This is a genomic window from Actinoplanes sp. ATCC 53533 (assembly GCF_003947245.1).
In genome coordinates, this window is the sequence record NZ_QHHV01000021.1 from 1 (window position 1) to 24,890 (window position 24,890).

General features: G+C 72.0%; 21 protein-coding genes. 8 read left to right on the forward strand and 13 right to left on the reverse strand.

Features of this window, described 5'->3' with window-relative positions; all coding sequences use genetic code 11:
- On the forward strand, positions 1-642 hold a 642-nt coding region (locus DMB66_RS08115; RefSeq protein WP_255440441.1), incomplete at its 5' end, for a non-reducing end alpha-L-arabinofuranosidase family hydrolase.
- 148 nt (positions 643-790) lie between these two features.
- On the opposite strand, the gene DMB66_RS08120 is transcribed toward DMB66_RS08115, so the two are convergent.
- Positions 791-1,513 (reverse strand): alpha/beta fold hydrolase, encoded by a 723-nt coding sequence (locus tag DMB66_RS08120; protein WP_125803410.1) that lies wholly within the window; start codon positions 1,511-1,513, stop codon positions 791-793.
- A 121-nt stretch (positions 1,514-1,634) separates the two neighbouring features.
- Here DMB66_RS08120 and DMB66_RS08125 point away from each other — a divergent pair, with 121 nt between their 5' ends.
- From DMB66_RS08125 to DMB66_RS08140, 4 genes are read left to right on the forward strand one after another with little or no spacing between them, the layout of a single operon-like run.
- Positions 1,635-2,477: a PaaX family transcriptional regulator C-terminal domain-containing protein gene (locus tag DMB66_RS08125; protein WP_125803411.1), complete on the forward strand. Its 843-nt coding sequence runs from the start codon at positions 1,635-1,637 to the stop codon at positions 2,475-2,477.
- Between the two features lie 50 nt (positions 2,478-2,527).
- Complete coding sequence (locus tag DMB66_RS08130) at positions 2,528-4,096, forward strand: FAD-dependent monooxygenase (RefSeq protein WP_125803412.1); 1,569 nt, start codon at positions 2,528-2,530, stop codon at positions 4,094-4,096.
- Complete coding sequence (locus DMB66_RS08135; protein ID WP_199752126.1) at positions 4,093-6,195, forward strand: acetate--CoA ligase family protein; 2,103 nt, start codon at positions 4,093-4,095, stop codon at positions 6,193-6,195. Before DMB66_RS08130 ends, DMB66_RS08135 begins: the two co-directional genes overlap by 4 nt.
- A gap of 7 nt (positions 6,196-6,202) precedes the next feature.
- Complete coding sequence (locus DMB66_RS08140; protein ID WP_233624383.1) at positions 6,203-7,834, forward strand: (2,3-dihydroxybenzoyl)adenylate synthase; 1,632 nt, start codon at positions 6,203-6,205, stop codon at positions 7,832-7,834.
- A gap of 20 nt (positions 7,835-7,854) precedes the next feature.
- On the opposite strand, the gene DMB66_RS08145 is transcribed toward DMB66_RS08140, so the two are convergent.
- From DMB66_RS08145 to DMB66_RS08155, 3 genes are all read right to left on the reverse strand, one after another.
- Positions 7,855-9,654, reverse strand: a complete 1,800-nt coding sequence (locus DMB66_RS08145; RefSeq protein WP_233624384.1) for a cell wall metabolism sensor histidine kinase WalK — start codon at positions 9,652-9,654, stop codon at positions 7,855-7,857.
- Between the two features lie 11 nt (positions 9,655-9,665).
- Entirely contained in the window at positions 9,666-10,358 is a 693-nt protein-coding gene (locus tag DMB66_RS08150) for a response regulator transcription factor (protein ID WP_125803414.1), read from the reverse strand.
- Positions 10,359-10,420: 62 nt separating this feature from the next.
- Complete coding sequence (locus DMB66_RS08155) at positions 10,421-10,918, reverse strand: hypothetical protein (RefSeq protein ID WP_125803415.1); 498 nt, start codon at positions 10,916-10,918, stop codon at positions 10,421-10,423.
- Positions 10,919-11,100: 182 nt separating this feature from the next.
- Here DMB66_RS08155 and DMB66_RS08160 point away from each other — a divergent pair, with 182 nt between their 5' ends.
- Positions 11,101-12,267 (forward strand): NAD(P)/FAD-dependent oxidoreductase, encoded by a 1,167-nt coding sequence (locus DMB66_RS08160; RefSeq protein WP_125803416.1) that lies wholly within the window; start codon positions 11,101-11,103, stop codon positions 12,265-12,267.
- Here the strand turns inward: DMB66_RS08160 and DMB66_RS08165 are convergent.
- From DMB66_RS08165 to DMB66_RS08175, 3 genes are all read right to left on the reverse strand, one after another.
- Positions 12,215-12,610 (reverse strand): DUF2750 domain-containing protein, encoded by a 396-nt coding sequence (locus tag DMB66_RS08165; RefSeq protein WP_158647171.1) that lies wholly within the window; start codon positions 12,608-12,610, stop codon positions 12,215-12,217. The two genes, DMB66_RS08160 and DMB66_RS08165, sit on opposite strands and share 53 nt — an antisense overlap.
- An 81-nt stretch (positions 12,611-12,691) precedes the next feature.
- A complete protein-coding gene (locus DMB66_RS08170; RefSeq protein WP_125803418.1) occupies positions 12,692-13,525 on the reverse strand; it encodes a ThuA domain-containing protein in 834 nt (277 codons plus the stop codon).
- Positions 13,526-13,773: 248 nt separating this feature from the next.
- Entirely contained in the window at positions 13,774-14,730 is a 957-nt protein-coding gene (locus DMB66_RS08175) for a cyclase family protein (protein ID WP_233624385.1), read from the reverse strand.
- Between the two features lie 223 nt (positions 14,731-14,953).
- Between DMB66_RS08175 and DMB66_RS65530 the strand changes: the two genes are divergently transcribed.
- On the forward strand, positions 14,954-17,281 hold the full coding sequence (locus DMB66_RS65530) for a DUF4132 domain-containing protein (RefSeq protein WP_125803419.1): 2,328 nt from the start codon (positions 14,954-14,956) through the stop codon (positions 17,279-17,281).
- On the opposite strand, the gene DMB66_RS08185 is transcribed toward DMB66_RS65530, so the two are convergent.
- Together DMB66_RS08185 and DMB66_RS08190 are read right to left on the reverse strand one after the other, a co-directional pair.
- Positions 17,242-17,916 (reverse strand): response regulator transcription factor, encoded by a 675-nt coding sequence (locus DMB66_RS08185; RefSeq protein ID WP_125803420.1) that lies wholly within the window; start codon positions 17,914-17,916, stop codon positions 17,242-17,244. The genes DMB66_RS65530 and DMB66_RS08185 overlap by 40 nt on opposite strands.
- Positions 17,913-19,253 (reverse strand): sensor histidine kinase, encoded by a 1,341-nt coding sequence (locus DMB66_RS08190; protein WP_125803421.1) that lies wholly within the window; start codon positions 19,251-19,253, stop codon positions 17,913-17,915. Before DMB66_RS08190 ends, DMB66_RS08185 begins: the two co-directional genes overlap by 4 nt.
- A 175-nt stretch (positions 19,254-19,428) precedes the next feature.
- On the opposite strand from DMB66_RS08190, the gene DMB66_RS08195 reads away from it, so the two are divergent.
- A complete protein-coding gene (locus DMB66_RS08195) occupies positions 19,429-20,034 on the forward strand; it encodes a DedA family protein (RefSeq protein ID WP_125803422.1) in 606 nt (201 codons plus the stop codon).
- A 57-nt stretch (positions 20,035-20,091) separates the two neighbouring features.
- Here DMB66_RS08195 and DMB66_RS08200 read toward each other — a convergent pair whose 3' ends face one another.
- The 4 genes from DMB66_RS08200 to DMB66_RS08215 all read right to left on the reverse strand — a co-directional run bounded on the left by DMB66_RS08200 (position 20,092) and on the right by DMB66_RS08215 (position 24,622).
- Positions 20,092-21,009: a protease complex subunit PrcB family protein gene (locus DMB66_RS08200; protein WP_125803423.1), complete on the reverse strand. Its 918-nt coding sequence runs from the start codon at positions 21,007-21,009 to the stop codon at positions 20,092-20,094.
- Positions 21,010-21,026: 17 nt separating this feature from the next.
- A complete protein-coding gene (locus DMB66_RS08205) occupies positions 21,027-22,061 on the reverse strand; it encodes an aminotransferase class V-fold PLP-dependent enzyme (protein ID WP_125803424.1) in 1,035 nt (344 codons plus the stop codon).
- A 115-nt stretch (positions 22,062-22,176) separates the two neighbouring features.
- Positions 22,177-23,886, reverse strand: a complete 1,710-nt coding sequence (locus tag DMB66_RS08210) for an alpha/beta hydrolase (RefSeq protein ID WP_125803425.1) — start codon at positions 23,884-23,886, stop codon at positions 22,177-22,179.
- A 76-nt stretch (positions 23,887-23,962) separates the two neighbouring features.
- The gene (locus DMB66_RS08215; RefSeq protein ID WP_125803426.1) at positions 23,963-24,622 is read right to left on the reverse strand and encodes a DUF2278 family protein; all 660 of its coding nucleotides are present in this window, start codon (positions 24,620-24,622) and stop codon (positions 23,963-23,965) included.
- Between the last annotated feature and the right edge of the window lie 268 nt (positions 24,623-24,890).

Genomic DNA, 24,890 nt, shown 5'->3' on the forward strand with positions numbered 1-24,890 from the left:
ATCTGGGTCCTCACCTACCAATGGGGCCCATCGCCCTTCATGTACCGCACCTCGAACGACCCCACCAACCCCAACGGCTGGTCCGCGGCACAACCACTGTTCACCGGCAGCATCACCGGCTCCGGCACCGGACCCATCGACCAGACGATCATCGGCGACGGCACCACCATGTACCTCTTCTTCGCCGGCGACAACGGCAAAATCTACCGAGCCGGCATGCCCATCGGAAACTTCCCCGGAAACTTCGGCGCCACCTACACCACGATCATGACCGACACCACCAACAACCTCTTCGAAGCACCCCAGGTCTACAAAGTCCAAGGCCAAAACCAATACCTCATGATCGTCGAAGCCATCGGCGCCAACGGCCGCTACTTCCGCTCCTTCACCGCCACCAGCCTCGGCGGCACCTGGACCCCCCAAGCCGCCACCGAGAGCAACCCCTTCGCCGGCAAAGCCAACAGCGGCGCCACCTGGACCAACGACATCAGCCACGGCGAACTCATCCGCACCACCGCCGACCAGACCATGACCATCGACCCCTGCAACCTGCAACTGCTCTACCAAGGACGCGCCCCCAACTCCGGCGGCGACTACGGCCTGCTGCCCTACCGCCCAGGCCTACTCACCCGCCAACGCTGACCACCACGACACCACCCCACCGACCCGGCGGGCTCGGCACCAGACCGAGCCCGCCGCGCCGTTCCACGCGTGACCGACGCCGGGTACGAGCCTTGCGCGAACCCGCCGGCAACGACCGGAGAACAGGCGCGGGCCGCCGCCCCGAGGCTCAGGCCTTGACGAGCGCGGCCGCCAGCTCGGCCGGCCGGGTGAAGAGGGCCTCGTGGCTGCCGGGCGTCTCGATGACCGGCACGTTGCCCAGGCGCTGCGGGAAGCGCGGCGCCCAGGCCCATTCGCCGGGCGGCAGCGCCAGGTCTTCGGTACAGAGCACATAGCTGGCCGGGACGCCCAGCGCCAGCGGATCGACGGACGCGACGGTCTCGGTGAAGTACTGCATCGGCTGCGGGGTCAGCAGGCCGTGGACCAGGCGCTGCAGGCCCTCGTCCGCGTCCTGCATGAAGGCCGACGTGAACACCTCGTACGGGAAGATCACGCTGTTGTTCCCCGAGGCCGCGGCCACCTGGGTGAACATCTCGGCGTAGTGCGGCGGTACGTCGCCGAGCAGCGGAACCCCCTCGGCCGGGACGAAGGCGCTCCAATAGACCAGCTTGCGCAGCCGCGGGGCGAGCCGGTGCGCCGCCCCGGTCATCGGATACCCGCCCCAGCTGTGCGCGACCATGGTGACGTCGACCAGATCGTGGCGCTCGACCAGGTCGACCACGAAGTCGGCGACGTCGGCCAGGCTGTGCCGCCGGGGGTCGTCACCGTCGGCGAGACCGGGCAGGGTGGGGGTGAGCACCCGATGGCCGGCGGACCGCAGCTGCTCGGCGAGCGGCCGCCAACTCCAGCCCCCGTGGCAGGCGCCGGCGATGAGAACGAAGGTTTCTGACATGGCGTCTCCTTGGGTGCTGGGATGCTGCCGGCGTGAGCGGCCGGAGGATCCCTATGATGATGAGACTGTTCTGCAACGGGCGTCAAGAATCTGAAACATTTCGTGCTGACGAGGGGTGTCGATGAAGGCGCGGTCCCTGGTTTTCGACCTGTTTGGCGACTACCTGCGCTACCACGGCGGCGAGGTGCGGCTACGCACCCTGATCACGCTGATGGAGGGCTTCGACGTGCCCGAACCGACCGTGCGGGTGGTGGTCGCCCGATTGCGCAAGGAGGGCTGGCTGGAGACCCGCCGAGACGGCCGGGAGACCGTCTACACCCTCACGGACGCGGCGTGGCGACTGCTGGACGAGGGGCATACCCGGATCTTCGCTCGCGCCACCGGACCGTGGGACGGGCAGTGGCACATGATCATCTTTTCGGTACCGGAGACCGATCGGGCGCTGCGTGAGCAGCTGCGCAAGCGCCTGACCTGGCTCGGATTCGGCCCGCTGGCGTCGGGGGTGTGGTTCTGCCCGCACGACCGGGTGGCGGACGTCCGGGCCGGCTTCGCCGACCAGCCCGCCGTGCGGATCGATGCGTTCAGCGCCCGCTCGGAAGGGCTCGCCGCGGATCGCGACATGGCCGGCCGCGCCTGGGACCTGGCCACCCTCGACCGGGAGTACACCGAGCTGCTGCAGCGCTATCAGCCGCGGCTGGCTCGATACCGGGACGGCGAGCTGGACGGGCGGCAGGCGCTGGTGGAGCGGGTCCGCTTGATCCACGACTACCGGCTGTTCCCGTTCCGCGATCCCGATCTGCCCCCCGAGCTGCTGCCCGAGGGCTGGTCGGGGCGGGCCGCGCACGAGGTCTTCCTCCAGGCGCACGGGTTGCTGCGGGCGCCGGCGGAGGCCTACGTCGACGGGTTGCTGGCCGGCAACGGCGCCACCACCGATCCTGATGTTTCGAATGCTGGACGGCCGTAGCTCATCTGTTATATGTTCGCCACAACGATGAGCGACGGAGGGCTGACGGCATGCGTATCGCGGTGGTGGGCGGCGGACCGGGCGGCCTGTTCTTCGCCACGCTGATCCGGCGGGCTGATCCGGCGGTCGAGGTGACGGTGTTCGAGCGCAACCGGGCCGACGACTCGTTCGGCTTCGGGGTGGTCTTCTCCGACCGCACCCTGGCCGGCATCCATGAGGCGGACCCGGTGCTCCGCGAGGCGCTGGCGGCGCATGGCCGGCACTGGGAGGACATCGAGGTTTGGCTCAAGGGCGAACGGATCCGCTGCGGCGGCAACGGGATGGCCGCGATCGCCCGGCGCACCCTGCTGGCGCTGATGCAGGCCCGGGCCGAACAATCCGGCGCCGAGCTGCGCTTCCGCACCGAGGTCGGCCTCGCCGACCTGTCGGGCTACGACCTCGTCGTGGCCGCCGACGGGGCCGGCTCGCGGATCCGGGAACGGCTCACCGCGCGGTTGGACTCGACGGTGCGGACGGCCGGCGCCAAGTTCATCTGGTTCGGCACGGACTACCTGTTCGACGGTCTCACCTTCATTCACGAGCGAGGCCCGGACGGGGTGTTCGCCGTGCACGGTTATCCGATCAGCGCGGACACGAGCACCTTCATCGTGGAGTGCGACGAGGCGTCGTGGCGAACCGCCGGACTTGACGCATTCGACACGACGCAACCGCCCGGGCCGAGCGACCTCGCCACCAAGTCGTACCTGGAAAAGCTGTTCGCCGATCGGATCGACGGCCACCAGCTGCTGGTGAACAACTCGCGCTGGGGCAACTTCCGCACCCGGCGCACGCGGCGGTGGTACACCTTCGAGCCGGCGCCCGTCGCGCTGCTCGGCGACGCGGTGCACACCGCGCACTTCTCGGTCGGTTCCGGCACCAAGATGGCGATGGAGGACGCGATCGCACTCAGCAGGACGCTCGTCGAGCACGGGTACGACCTGAGTTCGGCGCTGCCCGCGTACGAGGCGGCGGCCCAGCCGTCGGTCGTCGCCATCCAGGACGCGGCACGGCCCAGCCTGAGCTGGTGGGAACGGTTCGGTCAGTACCACGACGCGTTCGAGCCGTGGCAGTTCGCGTACCACTTCCTGACCCGCAGCATCACCGACGCCCGGCTGGCCCGGCGGGCGCCGGACTTCGTGCGGGCCACGCACGAGGAATGGCGCGTCGCTCACGGGGCCGAGCCACTGGCGGGCCGGACCGTGGTGGTCACCGGGCACGGCGCGTACGCCACGGCGGAGCTGCCCGATACGGAGCTGACGCTGCTTCCCCACGCCGATCCCGGGCGGCCGCGCTGGGGCGCGTGGCTGGCCGCACCGGAGGACGAAGCCGGGCTCGCCGCCGCCGAGGCCACCCTCGCCCGGCTGATCGAGTCGGGCCCGGCCCTCGTCGCGGTGCACGGCGGCACCCGGTTCACGCGTTCGCTGCTCACCGAGCACGTCCGATTGCGGCACCGGCTGCCCGCCCTGCTGGTCGACGACGGCCTGGATCGCGACCAGGCGACCACCGCCGTGCTGTCCGGCCGGACCGATCTGGTCGGGGGCCGGTCCGAGGCCGTCGCGTCCTGGAAGGTGTCGCCGTGACCGCCGTGCTGCCCACCGCGGTGCCCGGCGGTCTGGGCGACGGGTCCCTCGACCCGCTGTTCGCGCCGCGTGGCGTGGCGGTGGTCGGGGCGTCGCGCAACCCGGCGAAGCTCGGTGCCGCGCTGGCCCGGTCACTGCGGGGATTCCCCGGGCGTGTCGCGCTGGTCAATGCCCGCGACCCGGAACCGGCCGCCGGGATCTACGCCACGATCAAGGATGCGTCCGCGCATGGTCCGGTCGACCTGGCGATGATCTGCCTGCCCGCGCCGGGCTGTGCCGCCGCTCTCGCCGAGGCCGCCGCGGCCGGTGCCCGGGCCGCGATCATCTACGGCGGTGGCTTCGCCGAGGCCGGTCCCGACGGTGCGGGTTACCAACATGAGCTCGCCGCGGTCGCGGCGGGCACCGGCATCCGGCTGCTCGGGCCGAACACCTCCGGCTTCCTCGCCCCGGGACACGGGCTGACGGCCAGCTTCGTCCCCGGCGCCGGCACGGTGCCCGCCGGCCGGGTCGCCGTGGTCGCCGCGAGCGGCGGCGTCAACCACGCGCTCGCCTTCCTCCTGACCGAGGCCGGGCACGGCGTCAGCCTCGCGGTCGGGCTGGGCAACGCCGTCGACATCACCGCCGCGGACGTGCTCGACCACCTCGCCCGCCGGCCGGAGACCCGCGCGGTCGCGCTGCACATCGAGTCGGTCGCGGACGGGCGCCGGCTGGTCGAGGCGGTCGCCCGGCTCGTGCCCACCGTGGCTGTCGTCGCGCTCGTGGTCGGGCGCAACGAGGTCAGTGCGTTCGCCGCGTCGCACACCGGTGCCCTCGCCACGTCGTGGCGCACCACCCGGGCCGCGCTGGCGCAGGCGGGGGCGGTGCTGGTCGACGACGAGCGTGCACTCGTGGACGCGGTCGGCGCGCTGTCGCTGATCCGGCTGCGTCCCGCCGCCGACCCGGGCGTCGGCGTGGTCACCGCCCAGGCCGGTCCGGGGCTGTTGCTGCTGGACGAGTTGCGTGGGGCGGCGGCGCCGGTGCCGGAGCTGGCCGCCGAGACCAGGAGAGTGCTGGCCACGCTGCTGCCCCCGCTGACGTACCAGCGCAACCCGGTGGACACCGGGCGACCCGGGCCCGGGTTCGCTGCCGTGCTCGCCGCGGTCGCGGCCGACCCCGGCGTGGACGTGGTCGCCGCGTACGCCCTCGCCGAGCCTGACGCGTTCGACCTGGTCGCGGCGGTTGAGGAAGGCACCGCACGGGCGGGAACGCCGCTGGTTGCCGGGGTCGGCGGCGTCGGGCCCGAGGTTCGGCGCATCCGCCGGGCGCTCCTCGAACGGGGCGTACCGGTCGCGCCCGATCCCACCGGGGTGGCCGCCATGATCGGCGCGCTGCTCGCCGACGCTCGCGCGGGCCGCCGCACGCCGATGCCGGCCGCCGCCGGCCGGGCGCCGCTCGTCGGCGCCGGCCCGTGGGACGAAGACCAGGCCAAGGCCCTGTTGGAGCGGCTCGGGGTGGCGACGATGCCGCGCCGGGCGTGCGCCGGCCGGGCCGAGGCCCGCCGAGCGCTCGCCGAGCTGCCCGGCCCGGTCGCGGTCAAGCTGCTCGACGCGAGCGTGCTCCACAAGACCGAGATCGGCGGGGTACGGCTCGGGGTGACCACCCCCGACCAGCTCGAGGCCGCCCTCGACGCGCTCGAAGCCGCCGGCGCCCGGCGCTTCCTGGTGGAGTCGATGGCCCCGCCCGGCGTCGATCTCGTGGTCGGTTCCCGCCGCGACCCGGTCTTCGGCCCCGTGGTGCTCTGCGGGCTCGGCGGTACGACGGCGGAGGCGCTGGCCGACGTGTCCCTGCGGCTCGCACCGCTGACCAGCGCGCAGGCCGGTGCCATGCCCCGCGAACTAGCCGGCCGTACGCTGCTCGAAGGCTGGCGGGGCGGGCCGGTTCTCGACCCGGACGCCTTCGCCGCCGTCGTGGTCGCCCTCGGCGACCTGCTGTACGCCAACCCTCAGCTGACCGAGATCGAGATCAACCCGCTGCGGCTGACCGCCCGGGGCCTGCTCGCCCTGGACGCCGTCGCGGTCGCGAGCGAACCGGAGGTGCCCGTTGGCCACGTCAGTGAGTGACGGCGTTGTGGGATGGCCGGACGAGGAGGTCACCCGCTATGTCGCGGCCGGATACTGGGCCGGGCAGCCGCTGGGCGAGCTGGTGCGCGCCGCCGGCGACCGGAGTCCCACGGCGCCGGCCCTGGTCGACGGGCCGGTGCGGTTCACGTACGCCGAACTGCTCGACCGGATGGACGCCGCCGCCGGGCGCCTGCTCGACCTCGGCCTGGCCGCCGGGGACCGGATCGTCGTTCAACTGCCCAACGGTTGGGAGTTCGTCGTCCTGCTCGGCGCCTGCCTGCGCGCCGGCATCGTGCCGGTGATGGCCCTGCCCGGGCACCGCCGCACCGAGCTGGGCTACCTCGTCCGGCATTCCGAGGCGGTCGCGATCGCCGTGCCCGACCGGCTGCGCGACTTCGACCACCAGCGGCTCGGGCACGAGCTGGCAGGCGAGGCAGCCGGACCGTGGACCGTGCTGGTCGCCGGCGACCTGATCACCCCGGGCAGCATCGACCTGCGCGCGGTGTGCGCCCCCGCCGCCGACCCGGCTGCGGCGCGTGCCCGGCAGGAAGCCCGCCGGCCGGGCAGCCGGGACGTCGCCGTGTTCCTGCTCTCCGGCGGCACCACCGGTCTGCCGAAGCTGATCGCCCGCACCCACGACGACTACGCGTACAACGCCCGGGCCAGCGCCGAGGTCAGCGGTGTCGACGCCCGGACCGTCTACCTGGTGAGCCTGCCGGCGGGACACAACTTCCCGCTGGCCTGCCCGGGGATCCTCGGTGCGCTGCTCGCCGGCGGCACCGTGGTCATGCTCCCCTCCCCCGAGCCGGCCCGGGCCTTCGCCACGATCGCCGCGGCGGGGGTCACCCACACCGCGGTGGTGCCCGCCGTCGCCGGGCGGTGGCTGGAATACGCCGCGGAGCACGGCGCGGCCGAGCTCGCTACGCTGGCTGTCCTCCAGGTCGGTGGGGCGCGCCTCGCCGACGAGCTGGCCCGCCGGGTGCGCCCGGTCCTCGGCACGCGGTTGCAGCAGGTCTTCGGGATGGCCGAAGGGCTGCTGAACTACACCCGGCTGGACGACCCCGAAGAGATCATCTGCACCACCCAGGGGCGTCCCATGTGCCCGGACGACGAGGTGCGCCTCGTCGACGAGTTCGACCAGGAAGTGCCGGACGGGCAGCCCGGCTCGCTGCTGACCCGGGGGCCGTACACGCCCCGGGGCTACTACCGCGCTCCCGAGCAGAACGCCCGCGCGTTCACCGCCGACGGTTGGTATCGCAGCGGCGACATCTGCCGGCTCACTCCCGACGGCAATCTCGTGGTCGAGGGGCGCGACAAGGACATGATCAATCGCGCCGGCGAGAAGATCTCCGCCGAGGAGGTCGAGAACCTCGTCTACCAGCTACCCGACATCAGCCAGGTCGCCGCCGTCGCGATGCCCGATCCGAAGCTGGGCGAGCGGGTGTGCGTCTACGTGGTGCCGCAACCGGGCCGGACGGTGACCCTCGACCAGATCCGGGCCGGCCTGGAAGCGATGGAGATCGCAAGTTTCAAGCTGCCCGAGCGGCTCCTGCTCGTCGACGAGCTGCCGAGCACCAAGGTCGGCAAGGTGGACAAGAAGGCGCTGCGCGCCGACGTCGCCGCGCGCCCAGCGCCCTGACGCCGGCTGTTCAACGGGGGTCAGGGCAGGCGGACGGTGAAGAGGGTGCCCCGGCCCGGCTGGCTCGCGACGTCGATGGTGCCGCCGTGCGCCTCGGTCAGGTGCCGGGCGATCGCCAGGCCCAGGCCGCTGCCGCCGGTCGAGCGGCTGCGGGACTGGTCCGCCCGCCAGAAACGGTCGAAGATCCTGGGCAGGTGCTCGGCCGGGATGCCGGTGCCCGTGTCTCGTACTGTGATCGTCGTGTCGTGTGCGGCGACGGTGACCGTGCCGCCCGCCGGGGTGTAGCGAATCGCGTTCGAGACCAGGTTGCCGACCAGCTGGCGCAGGCGCACCTGGTCGGCGGGCACGACCGGGTCGTGCGGGATGTCGAGTCGCAGGTCGACGCCGGCCGCGTGGGCGGCGCCGCGGTGGCTGTCCACCACCTGGGTCAGCACGTCGCGGACGTACGTCGGCTCGGGGTGGACGCGCAGCGTGCCCGCGTCCGCGGCGGCCAGGTCGCGCAGGTCGTCGATGATGTGCTGGAGCAGGATCACCTCCTCGTGCAGGAGTGCGACCAGCTGGGCGTCGGTCGGGGTGAGGTCGTCCTGGGCGGCTTCCAGCCAGATGCGGATGTTGCTGAGCGGGCTGCGCAGCTCGTGCGCGACGTCGTTGACCATGGCCCGGCGCTGGGCGTCGGCCCGCTCCCGGTGGCCGGCCGAGTCCTGCAGGGCCCGGGCCAGGTGACCGATCTCGTCCTTGGTGGACACCACCGCCGGGGTGTGCCGGGTGGCGGACTCGGTGAGCACCCGCAGCGGCCGGACCAGCCGACGGCCGGCCAGCACGGTAACCGCGATGGTGACGAGCAGGATGGCGCCGGTCACGATGACGATCCGGACGGTGTTGCCGGTGGACAGGGTGAAGGTGGTCCGGTCGACACCGGTCCCCGCGTCGGTGACGAACAGCAAGGCGCGCGGGGCCACGTACGCCTGCAGTTGGGTCCGTCGTTCTTTCTCCACGCAGACGCGGGTGGCCTGGTCGGTGGCGGTGACGGCGACCAGTGCCTCCCCCGTGAGCTTGAGGACCGTGTCCGAGCCGGGCACCTTGGTCACCGGCACCGAGCTCAGGTAGGCGGTGAAGTCGGGGCGGATCTGCAGTTGGTCCGCGCGTCCGCCGAGCTTGAGGCATTGGGCGGTCAGCGTGCTCAGCGTTCGCAGGGCCTTCTGCTCGGTCCTGCTGACCACGGCCGGGAGCTGTTGGCGGCAGATGTTGGCGAAGCCGCCGCGGTCGGGGCTGGTCAGGATGACCTGCGGGCGGCCGTTCGGCTCCTGCCTGATCGTGCCGTCGAAGCCGACCTTGCGCAGGCAGGTCAGTTCCTCGTCGGCGATGGCGCGCAGGGCCGGGCGTTCGGCCGGCGGGACGAGGTACGGCCCGACCGCCCGGGCGTCGATGCTGTCGATGCTTCCGGTCAGGTCGAGGTCCAGATTGAGCGGGTCCACCACGGCGGACGGCCGCGCGGCGCGCAGCGAGGGTCCGGTGCCGGACTCGGCGATCACCGAGCGCTCCTCGGTCATCAGCGTGATCCGGCGGCCCAGCTTCGTGGCCCGCGCGTCGATCAGGGCCGGGGCGCCGGACCAGTCCGGGTGGGTGGCGGCGTAGGCGATCAGCATGTCGTACACGCCCTTGTCGTCGTCGAGCGCGCGGCCCTGTTCCTGGCTGACCGCCCGGGTGGCGGTGCTGGCGGCGAGCCACGCGGTGGCCGTGATCGACGCGACGGCGATCAGGATCGACGTGGCCAGCAGCCGGGTTATCAGGCTGTGCCGCACCGGCACCCGACTGCTCACGCCGCGCTCGCTCACGCCGCGGCCAGTTTGTAGCCGACGCCGTGGACGGTGAGCAGTTGGACCGGACGCCGGGAGTCGGCCTCGATCTTGCGGCGCAGGTTCGCCACGTGGACGTCGATGGTGCGCTCGGTCGAGCTCCGGTCGATGCCCCGGGTGTGGTGCAGCAGCTGGGCCCGGGTGAAGACCCGGTCCGGTTGCTCCGACATCGCGGCCAGGATCGCGAACTCTCCGCGCGTGCACTCGATCCGGACGCCGTCGAGGGTGACGTGATGGCCGGCCAGGTCGATGCCGATCCGCCCGATCTGCCGGGTGCGGCGCCCGGCGAGGCCCGGTGTGCCCCGCGATGAACGTCGCAGCAGCGTGCGGATCCGGGCCATCAGCTCGCGCGGGCTGAACGGCTTGGTCAGATAGTCGTCGGCCCCGAGCTCCAGCCCGACCAGCAGGTCGTCCTCGGTGCTGCGGGCGGTCAGCATCAGGATCAGGACGTCCGACTCGCGCCGAAGGGTCCGGCACACCTGCAGGCCGTCGAGCCCCGGCATCATCACGTCGAGGATCAGCAGGTCGGGCCGCAGCCGGCGGGCGGTGTCGAGCGCCGCCTGCCCGTCATGCACCACCACGGCCTCGTGGCCGTCCGCGACGAGGTACCGGCGGATGCCCTCCGCGTGCCGCGGATCGTCGTCTGCGACCATGACCTGTGCACACATGACGGCGATGATAGGTCGGCCCGGCGAGAGCGCGGTCGATCTCCGGAAGACCTGACAATTACCTAATACTTCTTGTCGGCGGCGATCTCACGCTGGCACTGGTCGGTCGCCTCCATCATCTTGGCGACGTCGCCATTCTTGTCAATGTCCTTCCTCTTCAGGCACTGGTCCACGGCATGGTCGAAGTCGGCGGCCTCCGGGTTGGCCGGATCGATTTCCCACTCCGGCAGCGGGTAGTACTGCGCCTCGCAGGCCCGAAGTTCCAGCTCCTTCTTCGATGCGACGGTCCCGGCCGGGGGTGCGTTACCGAGGCCCGCCTTCTTCGCATCCAAGAAGGTGTAGCCGTGGTCCTTCAGGCATTTGTAGTACGGCTCCATCAGAGCGCCCTTTTCGTCCGGCGTCATGTCCATCCGGTACCGGGGCCGCTTGGACTCCGCGGCCGTGCTCGGCGTGGCCGCGGCGCTGGAAAGGGTGGCCACCTTCGCGCCGGTCCCGCCGTCGCCCCCGGTCGTCTCCGGCGATCCGCAAGCCTGCAGCGCGCCGCCCAGCACGATCGCCACGACCAGCGCAGGAATTCCCCGCATGGTGCCTCCCCTGTCCTACCCGGTCCGGGAACCTCCGCGGGCCGACGACCAGCATTTCGGAGAGACGTGTGGAATTTGTCAGCTTGACATGCCTGGAACGCTGCTCCAAGCTGGCTATGGAACGACGTTCCAGACGTGTCGAGACGGAAGGATTCACCATGGCCACTCCGGTCACGATCATCGGTGCGGGACTCGGCGGGCTGACGCTCGCCCGGGTCCTGCACGTCCACGGCATCCCGGCGACCATCTACGAGGCCGACGCCTCGGCGGGCGCCCGCACCCAGGGCGGCCAGCTCGACATCCACCAGCACAACGGGCAGCTCGCCCTCAAGGCGGCCGGCCTGTTCGACAAGTTCCTCGAGCGCGTCCACGAGGGCGGCGAGGCGGTCCGGATCCTCGACCCGGACGCCACCGTCCTGCTCGACAAGCCCGACGACGGCACCGGCGGCCGTCCCGAGGTGCTCCGCGGCGACCTGCGGCAGATCCTGCTCGACTCACTCCCGGCCGGCACGATCAAGTGGGGGCACAAGGTCACCGCGATCCGGCCGAGCGGCGACGGCCGGCACGAGCTGACGTTCGCCGGCGGCTCGGCCGTGACGACAAGCCTGCTGATCGGCGCGGACGGTGCGTGGTCCCGCGTGCGCCCGCTGCTGTCCGACGCGACGCCCGAATACGTCGGCACGTCCTTCGTCGAGACCTACCTGTTCGACGCCGACGAGCGCCACCCCGCCAGCGCGAAGGCGGTCGGCGATGGCGCGATGTACGCGCTCATCCCCGGCAGGGGGATCCTGGCCCACCGCGAGGCCGGCGGCGTCCTGCACACCTACGTGGGGCTCACCAGGCCGCAGGAGTGGATCGCCGGCATCGACTTCACCGACACCGCCGCGGCCATCGCGCGGGTCGCCGCGGAGTTCGAGGGCTGGGCGCCGGAGCTCACCGCGCTGATCACCGACGGCGAGACCCCACCGGTCCCGCGCGTCCTCAACGCCCTGCCGATCGGGCACCGGTGGGACCGGGTGCCCGGGGTGACGCTGCTCGGCGACGCCGCCCACCTCATGCCCCCGAACGGCGAAGGCGCCAACCTGGCCATGCTCGACGGCGCCGAACTCGCCCACGCCATCGCCGCCCACCCCGGCGACGTCGAGGCCGCGCTCACCGCCTACGAGCGGGTGCTCTTCCCCCGCAGCACCGCGGAGGCCGCCGAGGCCCCCCGCGACTTCGAGATCTGCTTCGGCGCCGACACGCCCCGCAGCCTGCTCGGCCTGTTCGGTGCTAGTTCAGCCGGAGCGCGGCCGTCATCCTCGAGCGAAACTCCGACAGCGTGAGGATCGCCGCGTTCCACTCCTCAACCGGGAAGATCGCGATGTCAGCGTCGTCCTCGCTCAGCTGCGGCAGCCATTCCTTCAGGAACACCTCCGCCGGGATCTTGATGGCGTGCTCGCCGGCGACGTCGCCCTCGTTCTCCAGCCGGGCCACCGTCGCATGGGGCCAGATCGGCAGCAGGGTTCGGCGCTTCGCGTCCTCGGTGAAGAGGATCTCGTCCTCGTCGCCCCAGACCCACAGCGCGCCCCGGTCGGCGATGATCTCGAACGTCCGGGTCACCCGCGCCGCCTCGTCCAGCCCGCGAAGTCGCTCCGCCTCGCCGCGCGAGATGTCATCCGGTGCCACGTGACCTCCGACTATCCGATCGCTTGCGTCCCGCGGCGATGGTATCGGCCCGTGGTTCGCCCGCGGCGTGGCCGTCCCGGCTCAGTCCTCTCGGCCGCAGTCGAACCGGGTCACGCCGGCCGCCATCCGGATACCGCCGAGAAGGTGGGCGAGCAGCAGCGGCTCGGAGTAGTACTCGGCCTTGTGCCCCAGCGCGGTGTAGAAGGCGCGGCCCCCGTCGTACGGCTGGCACCAGGAGATCGGGTGGTGGCGGCCCATCCCGGGCGAGCCGCCGGGGACGCTGTACCCGCGCGGGTCGTAGGTCCGTTCGTCCACCTCGGCGAGGACCCGGACGGTGTGCCGCGGGTTGGTGCGGAAGTTGTACCACTCCTCCTCCCGTTCCCAGCGGCGCGGCAGCGGCCGGGTGGCGGCGGAGTCACGGTCGAGGACCTTCACCGTGGCGACCTGGAACTGGGAGTTGACCGATCCCGGGTGGTCGCGGAAGTACGCCCCGACCAGCCCGCCGTACCAGGCCCAGTCGTACTCGGTGTCCGAGGCGGCGTGGATGCCCGCGAATCCGCCGCCGGCGCGGATGTAGCGCTCGAAGGCGGCCTGCTGCGCGTCGGTCAGCACGTCACCGGTGGTGCTCAGCCACACCACGACGTCGTACCGGGCGAGGTTCGCGTCGGTGAACGCCGCGGCGTCCTCGGTCGCGTCGACCTTGAAGTGGTGCCGGGCACCGAGCTGCCGGATCGCGGCCACTCCGGCCGGGATCGAGTCGTGCCGGAACGCCGCGGTCTTCGAGAAGACCAGCGCACTGAACCGGGCATGCCCGGAGGCTGCCGAGCCGGTCGGGGCCGCGGCGGCCGGCCCGGCCGGTCCCGCGAGCCCCACTGCCACAACCATCGCCACCACGAACCTGACCACGAGCTTCATGACCCCTCCTCAGCGTTTGTGCGCGTGCACCGGGTGTCCGATCGAAGCGTATGACTTCCTGCCGGACCGCGGAAAGGTGTCTGGCCGAACAGCTCAGCTGACGACCCAACCCGTTTCGATGGTTCGCTTGAGGGCGCTGACCTGGCCGCTGTCGGCGCGGCGAAGGGCGGCACGCAACAGCCCGCGAACGTGCGCCACACCCCGCCGGCGCGGCAATCGGCGGTCAAGGTGACTCTCGTGCACCGCGGTCAGAATGTGGCGATCGGGTTGACCGGGCTGCCGGACGTGCCGGCCAGGCGGACCGGCGCGACGGCGAGGTGGAAGTCCCACTGGCCGAACTCGGCAGCCGTCGTCGCGCACGCCTCCAGGTCGCAGTTGTCGAGCAGCCACAGACCCATCGCGACGAGGCTCACGGCGTGCACCGGCATCAACACGTCTTCGTAGCCCGACGGCTGAACGTCCTGGGGGGTGTCGGCGGCGATCAGCGCGACCTGCCGTTCACGCAGCCACGGCAGGCAGGACGCGTGCCAGCCGGCCTGCGTGAAACCGCCGGCCGCACCGCTCTGGTGCCGGGCACGGCCATAGCCGGTCCGCAGGAGCACCGCATCGCCGGATCGCACCCGCACACCCTGACGGCGCTCGGCCTCCTCGAGATCGTCGGGGAACACGCCCTGCCCCGGTTCCAACCACGGCACATCGCGGACCCTCGCGACGTCCAGCAGGACGCCGCGCGTGCTGATCCCGTTCGCCGCCGCGGTGACAGCCGCCCAGGCCGATCCCGTCGCGGCGTCCACCATCGAGTGCGACCGCCCGTTGTACATCGTGCCGTCCCAGAAGATGTGGCACGGCGAGTCGAGGTGGGTGATGGTGTTGCCGTGGAACGTGATGCCGAGCCGCTCGGACGAGAAGCCCCAGCGCCGGTCGGCGTGGAAGGCGGGCACCGGCATGTTCTCGGCGCCCGGCATGTCGGCGGCGCACGGGCACGTCGTCGTCGACCGCTCCATGTCCTCCGGCACGGCAACCTCCCAGGCGCACGACACGCTCCTGCCGTGGCGCACCGCCCGCGCCGCCGCCACCCGGACGTCGTCGGTGATGTGGTTCAGCGTGCCGAGCTCGTCGTCGTCGCCCCAGCGTCCCCAGTTCGACAGCGTGTCGAAGTATCCGAGCACCTCGTCCTGGGTGGGCATCGGTCGCCCTGCCGTCATCGCAGCATCGACTCCTCCGGTTACGCGGCCGAGGCACCGCCGACACGCCGAGGCCCGCTGGACTGGACTGACCCTAAACCATGATCACGTGCGGACCGCGATTCCACCGCGGGCCGTGCGTGAGCGCGCGCGCCGCTCCGCTACGGTCTCTGGACCGATCCGCGAGTGGGCCGCCGGGCCGTGGCTGGACCGCGCGGAGCGAACAAGCGTGGAGGCTGGGACGATGGCGGCGGGCAAGGGGCGCAAACCGGTCGTGGTCGAGGGGCTGATCTGCGCGGATCCGACCGTCATGGTCTGGGCGGACGGCGAGCGGGAGCTGTGGTGGTCGCGGGCCGCGGCGCTCGACCACGGGCTGGAGCAGCCGGACTGGGTCCTGGCGGCGACCGGCGCGGACCGGCTCTCCGATCTGACCCCCATGCAGGTGTCGTGGCTGTTCTCGAAGGGGCCCGAGGCCTCGGCGCGGGCGCTGCTCGCGACGCCGCTGCCGCATCGGGTCCGGCAGCGGTTGGACGTGGACCGGGTCGCGGTCGCGCGGTTCGAGCTGGACGCGTTGCCGTTCGCACTCGGCGAGGCGGGCGAGGGCGCCGACCGGCTGGGCGTGCTGATGCTGCCGTTCCGGGGGCCGGAGCCGGCCGTGGCGGTCGCGGGATGGCTGCGGCAGCTCGGCTCCGCGCGGCTCTGGGCGCGGCTGTGGCTGTATCGGCATGCCGAGGCCGCGGCGCGTGCGCTGATCCCGGCCGCGGCCGGGCGCCCGGGCAAGGCGCGGCAGAATGCCGAGGATGCGCTTCGCTACCTGGCCGCGATCGGCCACGGGCCGGTCATTGTCAAGACCGCCGACGGGTACGGGGCGGCCGCCGGCACCGTGATCGCCGCCCTGCTCGAGCCCGCCCCCGGCCGGGAGTTGCCGTCCGGTGTGCCGGGCCGCGCGACACCAGGCGGCGCGGAGCTCACGCCCGTACCCTCGGTGTTTCCGGACGCGGCGCGAGCCGCGCGGAAAGGGCAGGCACCGCGGTGGTTGCGCCCCGAGCGGCTGCCGGAGATCCGGCGGGCCGGTGGCGGGAGTGTGCCGGAGGACGAGGTCGCCCGGTTGGTCGATGCGCTGACCCGGTCGCGCCTGGGAGAGGCGCCGGAGCCTGCACCCGGGGATCCCGCACCGCGCCACGGCGGCCAGCCCCTGGTCGTCGAGTCGTCGGCGGCCGCGCAGCCGATGGTAGCCGCGGCCGATCCGGAGGCGGCGAGGCTGATCGCGGGCTACGACAGACAGAGCCTGGCCGCGTTCGGGCGGGCGCTGCTGGACGGGTGGCTGACGGACGAGATGCCGGCGGCGGAGGCGTGGGTGGTGCCGGCGCAGGCACACCTCGGCGACGATTCCACGATGGACACGCTCGCGCCGCTGGTGCGGTCGTGGCCGGCGCGCAGCCGGTATGCGCGGGCGATCGACGGGCTCGCGGTGCTGGCCACGGTGGCTACGGACGGGGCGCTGCGGCACCTGCTGGCGATCGAGGAGGGCATGTCGGGCGGGCCGACGAACGAGCGGGCCGTCGTCTACTTGACGCAGGCCGCCGCGCGGCGCGGGCTGTCCGTGACGCAGCTGGCGGATCGGCTGGCGATCACGCACGGGCTGGACACCGGGGTCACGCTGGACTACGGGCCACGCAAGTTCACAGTGGTCACGGACGACCACCTCACCGCCTACGCCGCGGATGCGGACGGGCGGCTGCTGGCGAGGCCGCCCAAGCCGGGCGTCAAGGACACCAATCCCGAGGCCTACCAGCACTTCCTGCGGTTGAAGAAGGATCTGCGGGCGACCGTGGCGGCGCAGATCGCGCGCCTGGAGCGGGAGATGCTCGCGCATCGGCACCGGCCGGCGCGCGACCTCCCGGCGGTCCTCCTTCCGCACCCGATCCTCGGGCCGATCGCGCGACGGCTGCTGTGGGGCGAGTTCGACGCGGGGCATGGTCTGGTCCGGGCGCTGCGGGTCGCGGAGGACGGCAGCTTCGCCGACATCCACGACACGACCGCGATCGTCGACGGCGACGCGCCGCTCGGGATCGTGCACCCGGCGGAGCTGGGCGGGGAACTGGCCGGCTGGAGGCAGACCTTCGCCGACTACGAGATTCTGCAGCCGTTCCCGCAGCTGCACCGGCCGGCGGTGGTACTGACCGAGGCGGAGCGCGCGGCCACGAGCCTGGCCGGATTCGGGCCGGTGGCGACCGACCGGGTCGTGGGGCTGCTCCGCGGACGGTGGCAGGGCAACGGATTCCACCCGTCGAGCCGGCTGCACACCCAGCTGGCGCGCGAGCTGCCCGGCGGGCTGACGTTGCTGGTCGAGGTGGATCCGGGCGTCACGACGTCGACCCACAACACGGTCGACGAGCAGCGGATCACCGAGGTGTGGGCGGATGACATGTGGTCGGATCACTGGCAGATCGCGCGGCGTACCCCCATGGGGGTCTGTGATGCGGCCGCCCTGTCGGAGTCGCTGGTCGAGCTGTATGCGCTCAGCCGGGATCAGGTCTGGCCGCCGGGCGTGACGAGGCCGGTCTCGTAGCCGAAGACCACGGCCTGGACGCGGTCGCGCAGGCCCAGCTTCTGCAGGATCCGGCTCACATGGGTCTTGGTGGTCTGCTCAGCGATGAACAACGCCGCGGCGATCTCGGCGTTCGACCGGCCCAGCGCCATCAGGCGCAGCACCTCCCGCTCACGGTCGGTGAGCCCGTTGAGCGCCGTGGCGCCGGCCGGTCGCCTCGGCCGGGCCGCGACGAAGCTCTCGATGAGCCGGCGCGTGATGGCCGGCGCCAGCAACGCCTCGCCGCCGGCCACCACGCGCACGGCCCGCAGCAGGTCCTCGGGCTCGCTGTCCTTGAGCAGGAAGCCGCTCGCGCCGGCCCGCAACGCGGCATAGATGTAGTCGTCCAGGTCGAACGTCGTCAGCATCAGCACCCGCGGCGTGTGCCCCTCGGTGCGTTCCGGGCCGAGCAGGGCTCTCGTCGCGGCCAGTCCGTCCAGCACCGGCATCCGGACGTCCATCAGCACGACGTCCGGGCGCAGGCTGCGGCACCGCTCCACGCCGAGCGACCCGTTCTCCGCCTCACCCACGACCGTGATGTCGTCCTGCGCCTCAAGGATCGCGCGGATGCCCACCCGGATCATCGACTGGTCGTCCACGATCAGCGTGCGGATCATTCGCGGCCTCCGATCGGCAGCCTCGCCGCGACCCGGTAGCCACCCTCGGCACGCGCGCCGGCCGCCAATGAACCGCCGACCAGCCGGACCCGCTCGCGCATCCCCGGCAGTCCGTGACTGGCCCGGCCGGGCGCCTCCATGGGCTGGACCGGCTGCGCCCCCGCGTCGTTCAGCACGGACAACACAAGATCAGAACCTTCAAGATCAAGACAAATCAGCGTACGGGCACCGGGCGCGTGCCGGATGACGTTGCTCAGCGATTCCTGGATGATCCGGTATGCGGCCAGGGCGACGCTCTCCGGGAGCACGGCCGCCCGCACCGCCTCGGCCTCGCGCACCTCGACCGGCACGCCCGCACGCCCGGCCGACTCGACCAGCTCCTGCAGCCGGCCCAGCCCGGGCACCGGCGCCAGCTCGGCGTCCGCGCTCTCATCCCGCAGCACGGCCAGCAGCTGCCGCATCTCGCGCATCGTCGACCGCGCGCCGGCGGCGATCCGCTCGAACTCGGCCTTGCTCTCCGGATCCAAGTTCTTGATCCGGTACGACGCCGACGTCGCCTGCATGTGGATCACCGACATGCTGTGCGCGACCACGTCGTGCAGCTCGCGCGCGATCCGGGTGCGCTCCTCGGCGACCGCGCGCTGGCTCTGCTCGACCTCGACATCGCGCCGCGCATCGGCGAGCTCCCGGCGGACCTCCCGCCAGCGGCGGGTCATCTGCACGGCACCGAGTGCCAGGGCCGAGAGGATCGGGTAGACGATCATGATCGGCAGCCAGTCCGTGACCGACCGGTCACGCGGATCGAGCAGCACCACCGCGGTCAGCAGCAGCATGCTCGCCCACCAGGTCTCCAGCGCCGTCCGCCGGCTGTGGCGGGCGGCGACCAGGCCGACGTGCGCGATCAGCGTGAACCCGCCCATCGCCGTCAGCGGCCAGGTCGGTCCGGAGCCGGGCGGGATGGCCACCGCGAACACCACGACGGCCAGGAACTGCAGAGCGGTCGCCGCCCTCGGCCGGGCCGTGATCAGAATCAGCGCGGTGCTCTGCCCGATGCCCGCCACGAACGCGATCAGCGGCGGCACGTCGAACTCCGAGGCGGCCAGCGCCACGTTGAGGGGCAGCGACCCGAGCGCGAGCAACCCCGTGATCAGCCACGACAGCAGCCACGAGAGCGCCGGGCGGCGGCCGATGCCGGTCACGAAGGCCTCCGTCGCCGGCCTGCCGACCGCCGCGGCGACCCGCCCCACGACGTGGCGCAGCCGCGCCGGCGCGTGCCGGCCCGCGACCACCCAGCGCAGCACACGCTTGAGCACCGGTCGCCGATGCTCCGCGGACACCGGCGGACCGTGCTCCTCGTCCGATTCCAAGCGCGCCGCCACGCGACGACACTACCGAGGGCACCCACGCCGCCGCGTCCAACCGCAGAGGTATCCGACCCCGTACCCGGGAGTGACCCGCGACAACACCGGAGACCGACGCCCCGGCCGGTACCCCACGCTCACGCTTCGGCGCATGGATCTGATGAACCTGGTCGGCCCGCTGATGACGTCGCCGCTGCTCTACCCGCTGCTGTCGGGCCTGTGCAGCCTGGACGGCGTGCTGCCGATGATCCCGTCCGAGGCCGCGGTGCTGGCCGCCGGCGTCTTCGCCCACGCCGGCACGCCAAGCCTGCTGCTGATCGTCTTGGCCACGGCGCTGGGCGTCTTCGTCGGCGACCACCTCGCGTACGGCCTCAGCCGCAGCGTCCTCGGCCCCCGGCTGATCAACCGCTCCCAGCGCGTCAGCCGGGCCGTCGCCGCGGCGGGCCGGCAACTCGACCGCCGCACCACCCCGCTGATCGTGATCTCACGATTTCTGCCCGGCGGCCGCGTCACGATGAACCTGGCCTGCGGCACGGCCCGGCTACCGCTGTCCCGCTTCAGCCCCGCCTCGGCGATCGCCGCACTGGCCTGGGCCGCCTACACCGCGGGGCTGGGCTTCCTGGGCGGAGCGGCGTTCGTCGAGAACCCCCTGCTCGGCCTCGCCGTCGGCCTCGGCCTGTCGTTCGCGTTCGGGGGCATCGTCGAACTGATCCGCCGGCGGGTCGCCCGCCGCAAGCTCCTGCCGGAGTCCTCCTGACACCCCTAGCGATCTTTGGTCTCCAGGTTCGTCGCCTGGTGCGCCGCCGTGGCACTGCTAATCGTTGGTGATCCGCAGGATCAGCCGCAGATCGTCGCGGGCGTCGGCGGCCGGCACGGCGACCAGGTGCACCGGCTCGGTGACCATCTCGCCAACGTATCCACTCGGCCTCGTCTCCGTCGCGCTCACCTCGAGGACGTCCGCGCCGGCCTCGACCCGGTCGATGGTCACGGAGTAACCGGTCGTCGGGCGCATGCCGAGGGCCAGCATCACCACCGCCTCGGCGGCGAAGTCGACCACCGGAATCTCCCGCGCCGGCGTGTCGCCCTTCGTCATCAGCTCCCAGCACCGCTGGAACTCATCCGCGGTCCGCATGAGCAGCAGCCCGGGCTGGACGGAGAACGAGTCGGCGGGGCTCGCGTCGCCACGCATCAGGGTGCGGAATGTCGCCATCCCCACGACCCTACTGTGCCTGCCAGCGGGTCTCCACCCGGCCGAAATGGTGGGAGAACTCCGGGCCGATTCGATCGTCCGGCCGTCTCTTTCGTCGTCCCAGGCCACGGCGCTGATGCGCCACCCGGCCGGCGTTCGGACGAACTGCAGTGTCTTCATCCCCCGCCCGGTGAAGTGCGTCCCGTCCCGCACTCCCGCCTTGGCGTAGCCGCAGAAATGCTGGGCGATGTCGCCGAACACCTCGGTGTGCCCCGACAGCTCCCACTCTCGGAAGTCGGTCAGGGTGCCGCTGGACAGCAGTTCCTGCCGGGGAGCGAGGAAGCTCTCCACTCCGTGGACGGCGGGCGCACCACCGCAGGTCCGGACGATCACCGCCGCGGGGAGAAAGACCTGCCGAAGGGCGTCGAGCCGGGTGGCGCACTCCGCACCGGAGGTGAAGGCGGCGAAGAACGTCCGCACGATGCCGGCGATCGCGGCGCGGTCGTCGGCCGCGGCGCTGCTCGGCCGCCCATCATCGATCACGACGCCACCGTAGCCGGTCAGCCGGCCAGCACGTCCAGCGCTCGATCCACGTCGGCGTCGGTGTTGTAGACGTGGAACGCCGCGCGTAGCCGGCCGGCGCGCAACGCCATCCGGATGCCGGCGGCCGCGAGTCCGGCCGCGGCGTCCCGCGCGTCGACGGTCACGATCGCGCTGTCGCCGGCCGGCCGGTCCAGCCCCGCGAGGAAGCGGTTGGCCAGCGCCACATTGTGGTCGTGGATCGCCGCGATGCCGATCTGCTCCACCACGCCCAGCGCCGGCACGGCCCCGATCCAGCTGAACCAGGCCGGCGACACATCGAAGCGCCGGGCGTCGTCGGCCAACCGCATCGACGGGCCGTAATACGAGCTGTGCGTGTCGGCGCCCGCGAACCACCCGGCGGCGATCGGCCGGATGGCATCCCGGACGCGGGGACTCAGGTAGGCGAACGCCGCGCCCCGCGGACACATCAGCCACTTGTACGCGCTGACGACCACCACGTCGGCGAGCGCCGCGTCGAACGGAAGCCACCCGCACGCCTGACTGGCGTCGACGACCACCATCGCACCCACCTCACGAGCGGCCGCGATGACGCTCTGGTACCCGGCGACCTCCCCGGTCGCGGACTGGACCAGGGAGAACGCCACCACATCGCAGCCGGCGGCCACCGTCTCCACCAGCCGATCGGTCGGCACCGTAACCACCTTGAGCCGGTCGCTGTGCACCAGCCACGGGAACAGATTCGACGTGAATTCGATCTCCGGCAGCACCACCCGCGCCCCGTCCGCGACCGCGGTCGCGACCGGAGCGATCAGCTGGGACGCCTGCGCACCGACCGCGACGTCGCCTTCGGGAACCCCGATCAGGCGGGCGAAGCCGGCGCGGGCGATCCCGGTGGCGCTATCCCACTCGTCCGGGCTGAGGGCACCGACTCGCCAGTCGGCGAGCGCGGACTGCAGCGCATCCCACGCGGGTCGCGGCGGCAAGCCGTAACTAGCGGTGTTGAACCAGCCGGGCGGTGCGCTCCAGAGCAGCTGTGCTTCGCAGATATCCACCTCAACGAGTGTGTCAGCGGGGGCGCTTTGTCGAAGGAGCCAATCGGCCCGTCGTGGCCCCTCCCGGCTCGCCGGCGGTGGGCGGGGCGACCGCGGCCGCCCCGCCCACGGGCGGTTACTTCTCCGGGATCAGCAACGACTCCGGGATCAGCGTGGCGACCGGCGGGCGCTGCTTACCGGTCGGCGCCGACAGGGTGGTGGGCTCCCCCGGCGGCGGCAGCGGCTCGGTGAACGGCTGCACCGAGTCCGTGCAGACCGTGCCCTTGGCGGGCGGCTTCCCGGTCAGCAGATAGTTGTCGATCGCGGTGGTGGCGCACACGCCCGAGCCGTACGCGGTGTGGCCCCAGTTGTTGCTGGACAGCAGGCGCGAGTTCGGCAGCAGCCGGCTCGACGAGACGGCGCCCTGGTAGTTCGTCGCCGGGTCCCAGAAGTTGCCGACGACCAGCACCGGGGCGGCGGTCCGCTTGGTGAACGGCCCGCGATAGGCGTCCTCGTCCTGCACGGTCCACGTCTTGTTCGCGCACTGGCTGTCGATCCAGCCCCAGGACCGGCCGAAGTAGGGCGCCCGCTGGTCGCGACGGGCCGTGGCGGCCGGCCAGGATCCGGCGTCCGCCGGGTGCCGTCCGTCGGTGCAGATGACCGCGCTACTCGCCTCGAAGCCGTTCTCGTACGGGAAGTCGTACCCCCGCTTGGTCGCCTGGGCCGCCCGGGCCCGCTCGGTCAGCGCGGCGGTCGAGCCCGCGTGGAGGGCCGCCCAGACCTCCGCGGCGATCTCGGTGACCACCTGGCCGGCGTCGGTGCCGTAGAGCGAGCCAAGGATCGCGCCGACGAAGATCGCGTACGTGACGGTGAACGTGCCGCCCGCGCCGTCGGGCAGTTGGAGCGGCTTCGCGCGCAGCGCGCGGGCGATGGTCTCGAAGTTCTTGACCGGGTCACCCGCGGCGAAGACGCAGAACTTCTCGCCCGCCCGGTCGCAGCGCTTGAGAATCTCGATCAGCGCCTGGTACGCGCCGTCGGACGAGCGCAGCCGCTCGTCGAGGATCTGCCGGGTGGTGCCGACCCAGGCGGTCGGGTTGAGCACGCCGTCCACGGTCAGGGCCCGGAACCGGTCCGGGAACATGTTCGCGTAGTACTGGCCCAGCGCGCTGCCGTAGCTGAAGCCCAGGTAGTTCAGCTTGCGGTCGCCCACGGCGCGGCGCATGACGTCCATGTCCCGGGCCACCTCGGCGGTGGACATCGCACCGGTCAGCGGGCGGCCGGTGGTGGAGCAGGCCTTGCCCATCAGCTTCGACCCGGTCACGTACCGCTTCTCCTCCGCCTTGGTGACCGGGAACGGCACGTTCAGCAGATCGAACACCGCGGTCTGGTCCTTGACCGACTTGAAGCAGCGGACGTTCGCGCTGGCGCCGATGCCGCGGGGGTCGACACCCACGATGTCGAAGCGCTGGAGCAGCGAATCGCTGAGGAAGTACGGCGCGAAGCGGGCGAACTCCGTCGCCGAGCCGCCCGGACCGCCAGGGTTGAGGAACAAGCTGCCGATCTTGCGCTTCTGGTCCTTCGCCTTGATCCGCAGAATGGCGATCTCGGTGGTGGCGCCCTTCGGCTTGTCGTAGTCGAGCGGCAGCCGGGCGGTGGCGCACTCGGCGATCTCGTAACACTTGTACCAGCCGAGTTTGGGGGTGGGCACCGCGTCGACCCGCTTGCTCTCCGCCTTGCTGGTGCGATCGGAGGCGGCCGGGGCGGCCGATCCTGGCGCGGCTGCGACGGCGGACAGGACGATGCCGGCCAGCGCCGCGGTCAGTAGTCGGTGCGTCTTCATCAGCATGTGGACGACCCTTCTGACGGGGGGTCGCAGCGTCGATGCCACGACCCCACGCATAGTAGAGAGTCAATGCCACGCGCTAGCCGGGGTGACCGGCGTCGTCCGTGCGGTCGGCCTGAGTGGAGAACTTGGAGATGAAGACGTCGAACTTGCCGTCCGGCCGTTCGACGACCGTCCCGCCGTCCTGCCAGATGCCGTTCTCCTTCCACCATCGGCTGCCCGCGGGGTCGCCCTGATTCTGGTGGACGTTGTGCATCCCCAGCCCGACGGTGAACGGCTCGCCGAAGACCAGGATGCGCCGGCCCGGCCGGAGTATCGACTCCAGCGCCACCGAGGCGTCGACATTGGACCCCGCCTTCCATGGCCGGCGGGGGAAGAACAGACTCAGCAGGCGCTGCAGCCAGGACGGCGGTCGCAGGACGAACAGGCATCCCGGGTTGTCGACCAGCGCCGGATGGCGAATGTAGTCGAACGCCCCGGAAGCGGGACTGCTGACGAGATCGTGGTAGCCGTCCTGCGATGCGGCCACCGGACCGAGCGCCGCGGGCGCGACGGTCAGCGTCTTCCACTGGACGCCGATGCTGGACTGCTTGCTGTCCACGTCGATGGCGCACCGATATCCGCCGGCGGGGCCGTCCACCTCGAGGTTGACGTGATACCACCGGCCCTGCGTGTCGGGCTTGTCGCGGAAATGGTCGCGCAACACACCAACCAGCACACCGTAGCGGTCAAGCGGCATGCCCGCAGTCAATCAACACCGACCTGGGAACGACAGGGGCCGGCCTGTCCGATCAGAGACACCGCCGGGAAACCGACACAGCAGGAAAGGGATGTGGCTGCGGGCAGGGTGCCGGACAGGTAGGTGACGACTGCGTATCCGCGCAACGTCCTCTGCTCTTGGAGATCGCATGCCCGAACCGAAACGGCGGTTGGCCACCGCGACGGTCGTCACAGTCGTCACTCTCGGCCTGAGCGGTGTCGCTGTCTCGGCTGGCGCGACCGAACAG